This window comes from Bradyrhizobium sp. T-12, from assembly GCF_058314695.1.
Genome location: NZ_CM177756.1, coordinates 4483770 through 4496121 on the forward strand (window position 1 = coordinate 4483770; position 12352 = coordinate 4496121).

15 protein-coding genes are annotated in these 12352 nt (G+C 64.5%); 7 read left to right on the top strand and 8 right to left on the bottom strand.

Annotation, left to right across the window (positions count from 1 at the left end):
• Nucleotides 1-2: 2 nt before the first annotated feature.
• Nucleotides 3-449 (bottom strand): hypothetical protein, encoded by a 447-nt coding sequence (locus AC0WRY_RS21235; protein ID WP_194402719.1) that lies wholly within the window; start codon nt 447-449, stop codon nt 3-5.
• 277 nt (nt 450-726) lie between these two features.
• Between AC0WRY_RS21235 and AC0WRY_RS21240 the strand changes: the two genes are divergently transcribed.
• A complete protein-coding gene (locus AC0WRY_RS21240) occupies nt 727-1008 on the top strand; it encodes a hypothetical protein (protein WP_194402720.1) in 282 nt (93 codons plus the stop codon).
• Nucleotides 1009-1061: 53 nt separating this feature from the next.
• Here the strand turns inward: AC0WRY_RS21240 and AC0WRY_RS21245 are convergent, their stop codons facing one another.
• The 6 genes from AC0WRY_RS21245 to AC0WRY_RS21270 all read right to left on the bottom strand — a co-directional run bounded on the left by AC0WRY_RS21245 (nt 1062) and on the right by AC0WRY_RS21270 (nt 4049).
• Complete coding sequence (locus tag AC0WRY_RS21245) at nt 1062-1355, bottom strand: hypothetical protein (RefSeq protein ID WP_194402721.1); 294 nt, start codon at nt 1353-1355, stop codon at nt 1062-1064.
• A 12-nt stretch (nt 1356-1367) separates the two neighbouring features.
• Nucleotides 1368-1826, bottom strand: coding sequence for a curlin (locus AC0WRY_RS21250; RefSeq protein ID WP_194402722.1), 459 nt, complete (start codon nt 1824-1826; stop codon nt 1368-1370).
• 45 nt (nt 1827-1871) lie between these two features.
• A complete protein-coding gene (locus tag AC0WRY_RS21255) occupies nt 1872-2282 on the bottom strand; it encodes a curlin (RefSeq protein WP_194402723.1) in 411 nt (136 codons plus the stop codon).
• A 25-nt stretch (nt 2283-2307) separates the two neighbouring features.
• Entirely contained in the window at nt 2308-2700 is a 393-nt protein-coding gene (locus AC0WRY_RS21260) for a curlin (RefSeq protein ID WP_194402724.1), read from the bottom strand.
• Nucleotides 2701-2820: 120 nt separating this feature from the next.
• Nucleotides 2821-3222 carry a curlin subunit CsgB gene (locus AC0WRY_RS21265; protein ID WP_194402725.1) on the bottom strand — a complete coding sequence of 134 codons (402 nt, stop codon included), beginning with the start codon at nt 3220-3222 and terminating at the stop codon, nt 2821-2823.
• Between the two features lie 179 nt (nt 3223-3401).
• Nucleotides 3402-4049 carry a response regulator transcription factor gene (locus AC0WRY_RS21270; RefSeq protein WP_194402726.1) on the bottom strand — a complete coding sequence of 216 codons (648 nt, stop codon included), beginning with the start codon at nt 4047-4049 and terminating at the stop codon, nt 3402-3404.
• Between the two features lie 584 nt (nt 4050-4633).
• Here AC0WRY_RS21270 and AC0WRY_RS21275 point away from each other — a divergent pair.
• The 5 genes from AC0WRY_RS21275 to AC0WRY_RS21295 all read left to right on the top strand — a co-directional run bounded on the left by AC0WRY_RS21275 (nt 4634) and on the right by AC0WRY_RS21295 (nt 10651).
• On the top strand, nt 4634-6061 hold the full coding sequence (locus AC0WRY_RS21275; RefSeq protein WP_194402727.1) for an efflux RND transporter periplasmic adaptor subunit: 1428 nt from the start codon (nt 4634-4636) through the stop codon (nt 6059-6061).
• Entirely contained in the window at nt 6058-6783 is a 726-nt protein-coding gene (locus tag AC0WRY_RS21280; protein ID WP_194402728.1) for an ABC transporter ATP-binding protein, read from the top strand. The genes AC0WRY_RS21275 and AC0WRY_RS21280 overlap by 4 nt, the downstream gene beginning before the upstream one ends.
• Complete coding sequence (locus AC0WRY_RS21285; RefSeq protein ID WP_194402729.1) at nt 6780-8003, top strand: ABC transporter permease; 1224 nt, start codon at nt 6780-6782, stop codon at nt 8001-8003. The genes AC0WRY_RS21280 and AC0WRY_RS21285 overlap by 4 nt, the downstream gene beginning before the upstream one ends.
• Nucleotides 8004-8054: 51 nt before the next feature.
• On the top strand, nt 8055-8330 hold the full coding sequence (locus tag AC0WRY_RS21290; protein ID WP_194402730.1) for a response regulator transcription factor: 276 nt from the start codon (nt 8055-8057) through the stop codon (nt 8328-8330).
• A gap of 467 nt (nt 8331-8797) precedes the next feature.
• Entirely contained in the window at nt 8798-10651 is a 1854-nt protein-coding gene (locus AC0WRY_RS21295; protein ID WP_194402731.1) for an alkaline phosphatase family protein, read from the top strand.
• A 35-nt stretch (nt 10652-10686) separates the two neighbouring features.
• Here AC0WRY_RS21295 and AC0WRY_RS21300 read toward each other — a convergent pair whose 3' ends face one another.
• Complete coding sequence (locus AC0WRY_RS21300; protein ID WP_194402732.1) at nt 10687-11259, bottom strand: hypothetical protein; 573 nt, start codon at nt 11257-11259, stop codon at nt 10687-10689.
• Between the two features lie 392 nt (nt 11260-11651).
• On the opposite strand from AC0WRY_RS21300, the gene AC0WRY_RS21305 reads away from it, so the two are divergent.
• Entirely contained in the window at nt 11652-12311 is a 660-nt protein-coding gene (locus AC0WRY_RS21305; protein WP_194402733.1) for a peroxiredoxin, read from the top strand.
• Nucleotides 12312-12352 lie beyond the last annotated feature (41 nt).

The window sequence follows — 12352 nt, forward strand, 5'->3', positions numbered from 1 at the left end:
AATCAATAGCAGCGCGTGATGTTGACGGTGTGCTCGCTGCCGCCGCGGCCGGGCACCGTCACCTGCTCCGTCGGGCAGCTCGGCACGTAGGGCCGGTCGGAGGGCACGACGTTCGGCGGGAAACGATGCGACCAGTCCCAGGGGACGTCATAGGTGTAGGTGTAGCGCACGTCAGTGGAGACCGGCTGCGCCGCATCGAGGAAGGGCTGGCTGTAGCCCGCGCTGTCGTAGAAGAAGCCGCCGCCTCCCGGCCAGTACACGAAGGGGTTATTGCGCCGGTGGAACCGGGCTCCCGGCGCGATTGGCGGACGCGCCGCGACGCCGGACGGCGCAGCAGTCATGCCATGCGGCGCGGCGCCGCCGGGTCGTGCAAAACTGTCGCTGAGGCTAAGGAGCAGCGCGGCGGCGCTGAGCGAGGCGAGCATCGCCCCATATGATCTGGACATCATGATACGCACCAACTCGTTTGGCTTCGGCGGCTCCCCGCAGCTACGCTAGGCCGGGCCGTCGCCCAGCCGCAAACGTATAATTAATATTTGGTTAAGGCACGCGATTAACCGGGGAGCCGGTGCGGCAAGAGCGCCCGGGATTGCCGCCTCTGTCGTTTCGTTCCGGGACAGGCGATTCATAACCAGTTGATCGGAGTTGATCGCTCTCGCCGGACCGGTTCCGGAACGCTCCCGCAGTGCAACCGTTGGCTCCCGACACAAGCAAGGAGCATCTCCAATGCAGAACAAGTCGAAACTCCTCTGCCTGATCACGGCATCGCTCGTCGCCGGCACCGCGGCCGCCTCGGCGCAGGGCTACGACTGGAACGGATCGCGCATGGGCTGGGACCGCAGCGCCCCCGCCTACGAGCCGGTTCAGCCGCGCGCCTACTATCCTGATGTCGCGGGCCCCTATGGTGCAATCAACGGCACCAACCATCCGACGCCGAGCTCGACGCAGGGTGACGTCGGCCCTGACGGCAACAACAACGGCACGCTGACCGGCGGCTATCGCTGGTAAGATCCGCGCGCGGCGAGGCCCACCGTCCAGAGCGGACGGTGGGCCTTCGTGCGTCACCGGCCCTGCTGCTTGCGCAGCCAGTCGAGCATGTCCTGCGCGTTGCCGGTGCCTTGTCCGGTGCTTTGCGTCACGATGGCGGTGTTGCCACCGCTGCGGCGATAGACCGTCGTGCGCCCGGGTTCCTTCTCGATGCGAACCTCGGCCTGCGCGGGATCACCGCTCTGTGTGATCACCGACGTGCCGTTCTCGTCCTGGACCGTCGTGGTGTGACCATCGCCGGCTTCAGCCGGCGCCATCGCAACCACGCCCATGAGTCCTATTCCGGATGCGAGCAGGAGCAACCTCATGTCACACCTCCATCATCGGCTGAACTGAAAGATCGCCAGCCAGTTGAAACGCCCGAACTGCCTCACGGCTCCTGAGTTCATGTCGCCGATCTGAAGCAGAAGCGTGTTGGTGGAATTGCCGATCTGGGTGATCTCGGCGGTGTTGCTCACCCCGGATTGACCGATGACGGCATTGGTGGTGCCGCCCATTTGGATCACATTGGCATAGTTGCGCGTGCCGTTCTGGATGATGGTCGCGTCCACCGTCCCGGTCCCGCCGATCTGGATCACCCGCGCGATATTGATCGGGCTGTTCTCCTCGATCGTGACAGGCTGAACATTGTCGCCGAACTGTACGACAGTTTCAATGCTCACCTTCCCTTTCGTCACGCTGTGCTGCACCGACCCGGCGCTCGCCTGCGTCGCCGTGCCGACGGCGGTGAGCAACACCGCCAGCGCCAAAGTGTGCCTCAAGATCTGGCTGCCTCGCATCGTCTTCCCCCGTTGCTTGCCGACGCCGATGAGTTCGCGCGCGTTTTAGGGGCCGGTCTGGACGACGGTGGAAGTGTTGACCGCGCCGAACTGCGCCACCGTGCCCGCATTCATCGTGCCGAGCTGCGATATCAGGCTGCTCGCCGACTGGCCGGTCTGACCGACGAAGGCGAGATTGTTCGCGCCCGCCTGCCCGACCGATGCGGAATTGGTCCCGCCGAATTGCAGGACGCCCGTGGCATTGTTCGTGCCGTTCTGGGTCACGGTCGCGCTGGTGCTGCCGCCGATCATGAACACGCCCGCCAGGTTGAGCTGACTGTTCTGGTTCAGCACGACGGGCGGACCGCCGACCGAGACGATGGTCTTGATGTCAGCGGTCTGGGCGCGGGCTGGCCCCGCGCCGACCGGGCCCAGAGCGAGCAGGACTGCGCCCGCGCATCCCAAATGATGTTTCATGACATGCCTCGCACTTCAGATCCGCTCACGGAGCCTGCTGGATGATCGTCGAGCCGTTCAGGATTCCGAGCTGACCGACGCCGGCCGTGTTGTTGGCGCCGATCTGGCCGATCAGGCTCGAATTGCTGCCACCGACCTGGCCGGCCAGCGCGGTGTTGGTCGCAGTCGGGGTGGTGCCGCCCTGCCCGATCACCGAATTGTTGACGGTCAGGAGCGAGCCCGTCTGCAAGGTGATCGCGGTGTTGGTGGCGCCGAACTGCAGCGTCGTGGCGCTGTTGCTGGTGCCGCCACTCTGCGAAATGAACGACGTGTTGGTGTTTCCGAATTGCAGCACGCTGGCCGTGTTGCCGGCCTGTGCATCGGCGGCCGTCAGCGTGGCGAACGCCGCAAAAGTTGCAATGAAATAGGTGATCCGCATGTCAATTCCTCCGCGAGAATGAGCGAGCCGTCGCAATCGATCGGCCGGCCGGTACCGGTGTATTCGAGATTGGCGCGGACGCACCGCAACTGGATGCGTCCGGCCGAACGGTTGCGTGGTTCAGTGCGCCGTCTGCGAGACGGTGCTGCCGTTGACGCCGAACACGCTGAGCTGGCCGACGGCGGCGGCGTTGTTCTGCAGCGCGGGCGGCCCGAACGAGTTCTGGGTGATCGCGCTGCCGTTGTTGCCGAACGCCACCTGGCCGGTGGTCGCCGAGTTCTGCACGCCGATCTGGTTCACCGTGCTCGCGTTGTTGAGCGAGGCCGAACCGGTGCCCTGCATCGTGGACGCAGTATTCACGATGCCGAGCTGGCTGGTCGACGAGCTGTCGTTGGTGAGGCCGTTCTGCGTGACGGACGAGCCGTTCACGACGCCGACCTGCACCGTGGTCGAGGTGTTGGCGGCCTGCGCCGCGGAGGACAAGGCGAACAATGCAACGGAAGCAAAAAACAATTTGCGCATGGAATATCCCTTTCTGGACAAGTTGTCTGACTTGAGTACGGATGCCGTCTTGGAAGAGGCCGACATCGTAGGGATACTTTGAACCGATCGCGGCCTGCGCGACAGACTGCCATTCATGCTAATCGGTACGGACTAGACGCCTGCGATGAAATGCGGCACGTGACAGCGCGCGAGCCGCGCTATCCCGCGCCGGCGCGCGGCGTCTCCGCTTCACGCCCCATGCTGTCGATCAGCCGCACCACCTCGATCGGCGTACGCAGCTCCAGCTTTCGCATCATCCTGGCGCGATGCACTTTCGCCGTCACCTCGCTCACGCCGAGCCGCGCGGCGATCTGCTTGGCGATGAGCCCCTCGGCCATCAGCAGCATGATCTCGCGCTCTCGCGCCGTCAGCGTCTCGACGCGCTGGCGCGCTTCGCGCACGACGTCCTCGCGCTCGAGGCGCCTGCGATCGCGCTCGATGCCATGCCTGATCGCGTCGAGGATCTCCTGCTCGCGAAAAGGTTTCGGCAGAAACTCGACCGCGCCGCGCTTCATGGCCTCGACCGAGACGCGGACGTCGGAATGGCCGCTGATGAAGACGATCGGAATCGGCACGCCCGTCTCGGCGAGGCGGCGCTGCAGTTCGAGTCCGGTCGGCGACGTGCCGGGAAAGCGGACGTCGAGCACGAGGCACGAAGGACCGGGCGAAATGCTCTCCGCGAGAAACGCCTCCGTCGTGGCGAACAGCTTCACCTGGTGTCCGGTCTCCTCGCAGAGATTTCCGATCGCAGTTCGAATCTGAATTTCGTCGTCAACGACATAAACTGTGGCTTGACCTGAATTCATGAGCAACGGGCTCCCCGGCTTGCGGCTCGATGAAAAAACCGAGCCGTCCATTCTTCTTGCAAGCGTGATCAAGGTGCTTGGATAAAATCGCAGCGATCGAACGAGGCGCATCGCTCCGCCGGTTCGACCTCTTAGAGCCAACTCGCGCCTGAGACGAGTGAAGGCGTTCACATATCGGGCTTCGTGATTGAAGTGATTCGACCTCGCCGCCGCCGGCATCGAGGCGGGCTGATCTCGATAATGCGACGTTCCTGCGTCGTGGTATCGCCAGTTGCGTCATGCATCGCCACTCATGGGCCGGCTTGAACGCCCTGCACCGGCCGCTTCGGCCAGAGCAAACGGGACGTTCAGTCAGCTTGTCGAGTTCGATACCGCGCGCCTCATATCGATACGCTTCGTATGCATCCGCAGCAAATCACGAAAATTCGCGGCTTACGATTTTACGTCTGGATCATCAGCCGCACCCGACCGTCGCCCCATCAGCGGCGACATACTGACGATCGATATCGCTTTGGGGGATTTACAACCATAGCGCGATCTTTTGTTCGTGCCGCCAGCCATTATTCGAGAGGCGGGTTTTTGATATGCGATTTGTACCAATCATTGCCTTGCTTGGAACTGCCTGCAGCCTCGCCGCGGTCTATGCCGCAGGGCCCGCCGTCATCGGCGCGGCCGGGAGCGCTGCGGACAAGGCCTCGCACGCGCTGGAATCGACCCGACGCCTGCTCGTGCCTGCCGGACGCAATGCCGCGTCATTCGGGCCCGATTCGCCCGTATTCCGCTACGCGTCGATCCAGCGCGGCAGCATCGAGCAGACCGTCACCGTCACGGGCGCCCTGCAGCCCGTCAAGACGATCGAGGTGGGTTCCCAATTGTCCGGGCAGCTCGCCCGGGTCTATGTCGATTTCAACGACACCGTCGCCAGGGATCAGCCGCTCGCCTTGATCGATCCGCGCAGCTTTGCCGCCAAGGTCGACGAAGCCAAGGCTTCGCTCGCCGTCGCCAATTCCCTGGTCGACATCGCCAGGGCCAAGCTCGATCGCGCCAAAATCGACCTGCAAAACGCCAGAGGCAGCCGGGACGTGCTCGCCGCCAAGCTCGAGAGCGCCCAGGCGGTGAAGAGCTCGGCGCAGAAGACCCTGCAGCGCAAGCTGGCGCTGCAGTCGCAAAACGTGGTGGCGACGACGGCGGTTGACGACGCGCAGACGGAGTTCACCGCGCGCCTCGCCCAGGAGCGCGAGGCCGAGGTCCTGATGTCCCTCAACTCCTATTCGGTGGAAGGTGCGCAGGCCGATGTCCGCCGCATCGAGGCGGAGCTGCAACAGGCGCGAATGGCCGTGCCGGAGAAGGCGGCGGTGCTCGCCGCGGCGCAGGCCGATCTCGACCGCACCGTGATCCGCTCGCCGATCGACGGCGTCGTCGTCGGCCGGTTCGTCAACGAGGGCCAGACCCTCGCGGTTGGGTTGGAATCGCGCACCACCTTCGTGGTGGCCCACCGCCTGGAAGACATGGAGATCCATGCACAGGTCGACGAGGCCGATATCGGCCGCATCGCCCCCGGCCAGCGCGCGCATTTCACCGTGGACGCCTACCCCGACCGCCGCTTCGAGGCGGTGGTGCGACAGGTCCGCAAGGCCCCGCAGACCCAGCAGCACGTCGTCACCTACACCGTCGTTCTTGCGACCTCCAATCTCGACGGCGCGCTGCTGCCCGGGATGACCGCTTTGGTGAAGATCGTGATCGAACGGCAGGACGATGTTTTGAAGGTGCCGCTTGCGGCGCTGCGCTTCCAGCCCTCCGGCACACGGCCCGATCCGGCCGGCACGCACAGCGGCGTGTGGGTGCGCACCGCAAGCGGCGCGCTCCAGCGTATTGCCGTGACGGTCGGCGCGGCCGGCACCGAGCAAGTCGCACTCAAGGGCGGAGACCTCGACGAGGGCAGTCAGGTCGCGATCGGCCAGGCGATCCGTCCAGCGGGCTTCGAATTTCTCGGCATCAGGTTCGGATCATGACCTCTTCCCCGCCCCTTATCAGCCTCCGGTCGGTCAGCAGGACCTACCGCACCGACGGGATCGCGGTGACTGCGGTGCGCAATGTCAGCTTCGACATCGCGCAAGGCGAGATCGCGGCCGTGATGGGGCCGTCCGGCTCCGGCAAATCGACACTGATGAACATGATCGGGCTGCTCGACCTGCCGAACGAGGGCGCCGTCTATCTCGAGGGCGCCGACGTCGCCGGTCTGTCGGAAGATCGCCGGTCGTCCTTGCGAGCGCGCAGCATCGGCTTCGTGTTCCAGTCCTACAATCTCCTGGCCCGCCACAACGCGCTCGAGAACGTCGCGCTGCCACTGGTCTATTGCGGCATCAACCGCAGGGAACGCCTGGCGCGCGCGGAAGCGAGCCTTCAGGCCGTCGGCATGCTGCACCGGGCCCATCATTTCCCGCGGCAGCTCTCGGGCGGCGAGCAGCAGCGCGTCGCGATTGCGCGCGCGCTGATCGCCTCCCCGCTGATCGTGCTCGCGGACGAGCCGACCGGCGCGCTCGACAGCCGCACCGGCGCCGAGATCCTGGCCTTGTTCGCCGCGCTCAACCGGAGCGGCCAGACCATCGTGATGATCACGCATGATCCGGGCATCGCGACGCAGTGCCGCCGCACCATTCGCCTGCATGATGGCGAGCTTGTCAGCGACGAAACGCTGGCTCCGATCCTGCCGAAACGGAGCGCTCTGTCATGACGATGCTCCAGGCCTTTCAAATCGCACTGCACGCCTTGCGGCTCAATCCGCTGCGCAGCTTCCTCACCATGCTCGGCATCGTGATCGGCGTCGCCTCCATCGTGACGGTGTTCGCGATCGGGGCCGGCGCGCAGCTGCGTCTGCAGGAGCAGATCCGCTCGATCGGGGCCAACGTGCTGATGATCACCCCCGGTGCGGTCTACCAAGGCGGCGTGCGTCTCAAGGACGGCAGCAAGCTGACGATGACTGAGGGCGACGTGCAGGCCATCCTCGAACAGATTCCGGAAATCCAGGCCGCCGCCGGCTCGCTCGCCGGAACGGCGCAGGTCATCCACGAGGGCAAGAACTGGAATACGACCATCAACGGCACCACGACGGGGCATTTCATGGTCCGCGACTGGCAGCTCGCGAGCGGTCGCTATTTTTCCGGTTCCGAAGAGGCCGGCGCCGGCAAGGTCGTGATCCTCGGAAGCACGGTCGCACGCGAGCTGTTCGCGGACGGCGACGACCCGATCGGCGCGCAGATCCGGATCATGAAGGTGCCGCTCGAGGTGGTCGGCGTTCTCGACCGCAAGGGCCCCGCGCAGGACGACGTCGCCTTCGTGCCGCTCGCCACCGCCAAGCTGCGTTTCCTCGGCAGTGCCAGCAACATCAACAGGGATTCGGTCGCGTACATCATCGCCAAAGTCGCCGGTGACGGACAGATGGCGGGCGCGCGAGCGGAGATCGAGAATTTGCTGCGGCAGCGCCACCGTATCCCCGCCGGCCAGGAGGACGATTTCAAGGTCCAGGATCCGGCCGCCGCGATGGAGGCGCAGCAGGGCGCGATCCGCACTGTCGCGCTGCTGCTCGTCGCCATCGCCTCGGTCTCGTTGCTCGTCGGCGGCATCAGCATCATGAATGTCATGATCGTGTCGGTCACCGAGCGCACGCGGGAGATCGGAATCCGCCGTGCGCTGGGCGGGCGGATGCGGGACATCCGTCTGCAGTTCCTGTGCGAGGCACTCGTGCTCTGCCTGCTCGGCGGAGCCATCGGGGTTGCCGGCGGCGTCACGCTCTCGATGACGGTCGCCCGCATGGCGGGATGGGTCACCTCGATCGACGGTCAGGCGATCGGCCTTGCCCTCGTGTTCTCGATCGCCACCGGCCTCATCTTCGGTTTCTATCCCGCCCACAAGGCATCCAAGCTCAGCCCCATCGAGGCGCTCAAAACGGAGTGAGAAGATGCTGGAAGCGGACCATTCAGCGCGTAGCCCAGGGAGGAGCCCATCATGAGCCCGGATCCGAAGGATTCGATAGCACCGACGCCGCGCGAGCGCGAGCTGATGATGTTGATCGCGCGAGGGCTGCAGAACAAGAACATCGCCTACGAGCTCAAGATCTCCGAGAACACGGTGCGGGCGCATATCGGCAACATCATGCGCAAATACCGGCTTCAGAACAGGACGCAGATCGCGATCGCGTTTGCCCTGCACGCGGCCCCGTTGTCGCTACGCCGCGATCTCGCCAGACCCGACCGCCATCCGCAGGCGCCAAAGCCCGCTTAGGCCGCTGCACAAAGTCCGGCGGTGCTTCTTGCTCCGTCATTGCGAGCGCAGCGATTTGCCCGCCGAAGCCTAGGTGAAGGCGGAAGCAATTCAGAGTCTTTCCGCGGAGGAATTCTGGATTGCTTCCTGCGCTCGCAATGACGAAGTTGAAGCAGTGATGCGCTAAACACCGCTCTCGTACCCCAAACACAGCGCAGCGCTTCCCCGGCGATGCGAAGCATCGTCCGGTTCAGCGGTGCGCTGCCGAGCCGGGGCCCATGTTGTAGCGGGCCGTGCAGCCTGCTGGGTCCCGGCTCTGCGCAGCAGCGCGAAGGGCGTTGCAGCGCGTCCGAGACACGAGACCAAGCCCCCTCCCCAGCCCTCTTGCATGGCTCTCAGCTCTTGTAACACAACCGTCATGCAGCGAAACTAAACGAAGCCGGGGCCGCGGGTTGCGGCCGTGCCGCCTCACCGCAGGGAGAGATTTGATGCGCCGTTCACTGCTGTTGCTGTCCGCTGGATTGACAATCTTGTCCACCGGATTTGCCTCCGCCCAGAACAACACGCCCCGCAATCTGATCCTGTTCATTCCGGACGGCCTGCGCGCGCTGAAGGTCAATCCCGACACGGCGCCCGCCATGGCCGAGGTCCGCGACAAGGGCGTCAATTTCAAGAATTCGCACTCGCTGTTCCCGACCTTCACCATGGCCAACGGCTCGGCGATGTCGACCGGCCATTATCTCGGCGACACCGGCGTGTTCTCCAACACGATCTGGACCAATTACACCTCCGTTCCGGCAGGCAATACGGTCGTCCCCTTCATCGAGAACGACGCCGTGCTCGGCGATATCGACGAGCATTTTAGCGGCAACTACCTCAACGAGGACACCCTCCTGAAGCTGGCGCGCGACAAGGGCTACAGCACCGCCGCGCTGGGCAAGCATGGTCCGACCTATCAGTTCGACCACACCGACAAGCCCGAAAAGCCCGGCCTGCATTCGATCGTGTTCGACGACGCCACCGGCGGCAAGAACGGAGTGGCGCTGTCCGACGAGGTGAAGGACGCCCTCACCAAGGCGGGCCTGCCCACCACCACGCCGCCGCGTGGCGACAATGCCAAGGCGGGCGATGCCAAGACGCCCGGCACCACGTCCGCCAACGTCGCGCAGCAGGCCTATTTCGCCGACGTCGCCGCCAAGGTGGTGCTGCCGATGTTCAAGGCGCGCAACAAGCCATTCGTGCTGGTGTTCTGGTCGCGCGATCCCGACGGCAGCCAGCACAACACCGGCGACAGCCTCAACCAGATCAAGCCCGGCATCAACGGTCCGACCTCGTTGGCCGGCATCAAGAACGCCGACACCAACCTCGCCCAGCTCCGCAAGGCGCTCGACGAGCTCGGGCTCACCGCCTCGACCAACATCATCGTGTCGGCCGACCACGGCTTCTCCACCATCTCCAAGGAAAGCAAGACCAGCCCCTCGGCCAAGGTCAGCTATGACGACACGCCGGCAGACTTCCTACCGATGGGCTTCCTGGCGCTCGATCTCGCCAAGGCGCTCGACCTGCCGCTGTTCGACCCCAACGACAAGAACGCGAAGATCGAGGGCAACAAGCATCCCAAGGCCGGCAACGGCGTGCTCGGCAAGGATCCGGAGAAGCCCGATCTCGTCGTCGCCACCAATGGCGGCTCCGACCTCGTCTATCTCCCGAACAAGGACAAGAAGCTGGCGGAGAAGACCATCAAGGCGCTGCTCGCGCAGGACTACGTCTCCGGCCTGTTCGTCGACGATTCGCTCGGCCGCTTCCCCGGCACGCTGCCGCTGTCGAGCCTCAATCTGCGCGGCAAGGCCGCAACGCCGACCCCGTCGATCGTCGTCAACTTCCGCTCCTATGCCAGCGATTGTGGCGAGGCGCCGACCAATTGCTCGGTGCAGGTCGCCGACACCGTGCTGCGCCAGGGCCAGGGCATGCATGGCAGTTTCAGCCGCGGCGACACCATGAACTTCATGGCCGCGATCGGTCCGGATTTCAAAGCCGGCTTCGTCGACGAGCTGCCGGTCAGCAATGCGGATGTCGGCATGACGGCCGCCCGGCTGATGGGCCTGCGGGCGACGCAGAAGGGAGAGCTGGTCGGCCGCGTGATGTCGGAAGCCATGCCCAACGGCCCCGTGCCGAAGGCCTATGCGGGCACGCTGAAGTCCAAGCCGGCCGAGGGCGGCCTGACCACCGTCCTGAACTTCCAGCGCGTCGGCAGCCAGCACTATTTCGACGCCGCCGGCTTCCCGGGCCGCACGCTCGGCCTCGAGCCGGACGCCGGCAAACAAAAAACGGCGGGGAAATAACCCCGCCGTTCGATCTCGTCAGAGACGCTGAGACGTTACATCCCGATGTCGAACACGTTCGGCAATTGGCCGGCCAGAGGCAGCGCGGTGGCGCCGAGGAACGTCGCCACCATCGCCATGAGGCGACGGTTGTTGTGGCGCTTGCCGCGCATCTGGGCGGCGATCCACTCCAGCATCTCGCTGTTGACCTTGGAGGCATAGGACGGCGCCCAGCTCTCGATCTCGGTGTCGGCCGCCAGCGCGACGCTGCGCGGCGGCACCTTCAGGCCCGATGCGCTTGCGGCATAATGGGCGACGGCCTTGGCGAGCAAATCGTCGAACCGGCCGGCATCGGTGCGCTCGGTCGCGGCCTCGTTGATCTCGAACAGGATCTCGGCCTCGGCGCAGCTGACCGGCTGATCGTTGACGGCGGTCGCGGTCAGGATCCGCGTGCACCAAGCGGTGTCATCGGCATCCAGCGAACGGGAGAAATGCACCCTTCCCTTGGTGGTCGGGCCTTCGCCGGTGATCACGCCGTCGCGCACGATGGAGAGTGCGTGGGCCGCGGTATCGCGGCAGGACGGTTCGAGAGACGGCGACTCGACAGATTTAGGCGCAGCGGCAGACATAGTTCACTTCCAGACTTCTTCTGATCGGCCAGCATTTTCATGCCGGCGTAAAGGGGTGGTTAACGATTCGATACGGGGATCGCGACTTTTCTAGATGGTTGCCAATTGGTCGCTGTCAGGACCGTTTTGGTTCTAGGACGCGCCGGGCGAGCGTGATGGAAGTCATAAAAGGCATAATCGGGGCGAGCGAGACCGTGTGACCCCGGGTGGGGATGTTTCGCCGCAGGTGCCGCTGTAACAATAAGTTGCTAGAAAATCGGGCCTTCAGGCAAGGAATTCACATTTTACTTGAGCGGGTTCAGTTGCCGTTCACTTGGCACTGCAAGGCCCTTATAATGAGCAGGACGACCCGCGAGAATTCGCCAGTTAATTCAATACGATGAGGTAAGATCATGACACTTCCGATCGGCGCCACCGCACCCGACTTCGAAGCCGAGACCACCGAAGGGAAGATCAAGTTCCACGACTGGATCGGCAACAGCTGGGCGCTGTTGTTCTCGCACCCCAAGGACTTCACGCCGGTTTGCACGACCGAGCTCGGGGCCCTCGCCAAGCTGAAGCCGGAGTTCGACAAGCGCGGCGTCAAGCTGATGGGCCTGTCGGTTGATCCGGTCGACCGCCATGCCAAATGGTCGGAAGACATCAAGGAGACGCAGGGCGCAGCTCCGAACTTTCCGATGATCGGCGACACCGATTACAACGTCTCGAAGCTCTACGGCATGCTGCCGGCCGCCATCTCGGGCGATCCCCTCACCCGCACTGCCGCCGACAACCAGACCGTCCGCAACGTCTTCATCATCGGGCCGGACAAGAAGATCAAGCTGGTGCTGGTCTATCCGATGACCACGGGCCGGAACTTCCAGGAAATCCTGCGCGTCGTCGACTCGCTCCAGCTCACCGCCAAGCATCGCGTCGCCACCCCGGCCGACTGGTCGCAGGGTGACGACGTCATCATCGCGGGCTCGGTCTCCAACGACGAGGCCAAGACGATCTATCCGCAGGGCTGGAAGGAGCCGAAGCCCTACATCCGCATCGTGCCGCAGCCGAAATAGTCGACAGTCATTCCGGGGCGGTCCGAAGGACCGAGCCCGGA

Bases quoted from the DNA above. Each gene is read 5' to 3' on its own strand.
- AC0WRY_RS21235 (WP_194402719.1), bottom strand. From the start codon at position 449: ATGATGTCCAGATCATATGGGGCGATGCTCGCCTCGCTCAGCGCCGCC.
- AC0WRY_RS21240 (WP_194402720.1), top strand. From the start codon at position 727: ATGCAGAACAAGTCGAAACTCCTCTGCCTGATCACGGCATCGCTCGTC.
- AC0WRY_RS21245 (WP_194402721.1), bottom strand. From the start codon at position 1,355: ATGAGGTTGCTCCTGCTCGCATCCGGAATAGGACTCATGGGCGTGGTT.
- AC0WRY_RS21250 (WP_194402722.1), bottom strand. From the start codon at position 1,826: ATGCGAGGCAGCCAGATCTTGAGGCACACTTTGGCGCTGGCGGTGTTG.
- AC0WRY_RS21255 (WP_194402723.1), bottom strand. From the start codon at position 2,282: ATGAAACATCATTTGGGATGCGCGGGCGCAGTCCTGCTCGCTCTGGGC.
- AC0WRY_RS21260 (WP_194402724.1), bottom strand. From the start codon at position 2,700: ATGCGGATCACCTATTTCATTGCAACTTTTGCGGCGTTCGCCACGCTG.
- AC0WRY_RS21265 (WP_194402725.1), bottom strand. From the start codon at position 3,222: ATGCGCAAATTGTTTTTTGCTTCCGTTGCATTGTTCGCCTTGTCCTCC.
- AC0WRY_RS21270 (WP_194402726.1), bottom strand. From the start codon at position 4,049: ATGAATTCAGGTCAAGCCACAGTTTATGTCGTTGACGACGAAATTCAG.
- AC0WRY_RS21275 (WP_194402727.1), top strand. From the start codon at position 4,634: ATGCGATTTGTACCAATCATTGCCTTGCTTGGAACTGCCTGCAGCCTC.
- AC0WRY_RS21280 (WP_194402728.1), top strand. From the start codon at position 6,058: ATGACCTCTTCCCCGCCCCTTATCAGCCTCCGGTCGGTCAGCAGGACC.
- AC0WRY_RS21285 (WP_194402729.1), top strand. From the start codon at position 6,780: ATGACGATGCTCCAGGCCTTTCAAATCGCACTGCACGCCTTGCGGCTC.
- AC0WRY_RS21290 (WP_194402730.1), top strand. From the start codon at position 8,055: ATGAGCCCGGATCCGAAGGATTCGATAGCACCGACGCCGCGCGAGCGC.
- AC0WRY_RS21295 (WP_194402731.1), top strand. From the start codon at position 8,798: ATGCGCCGTTCACTGCTGTTGCTGTCCGCTGGATTGACAATCTTGTCC.
- AC0WRY_RS21300 (WP_194402732.1), bottom strand. From the start codon at position 11,259: ATGTCTGCCGCTGCGCCTAAATCTGTCGAGTCGCCGTCTCTCGAACCG.
- AC0WRY_RS21305 (WP_194402733.1), top strand. From the start codon at position 11,652: ATGACACTTCCGATCGGCGCCACCGCACCCGACTTCGAAGCCGAGACC.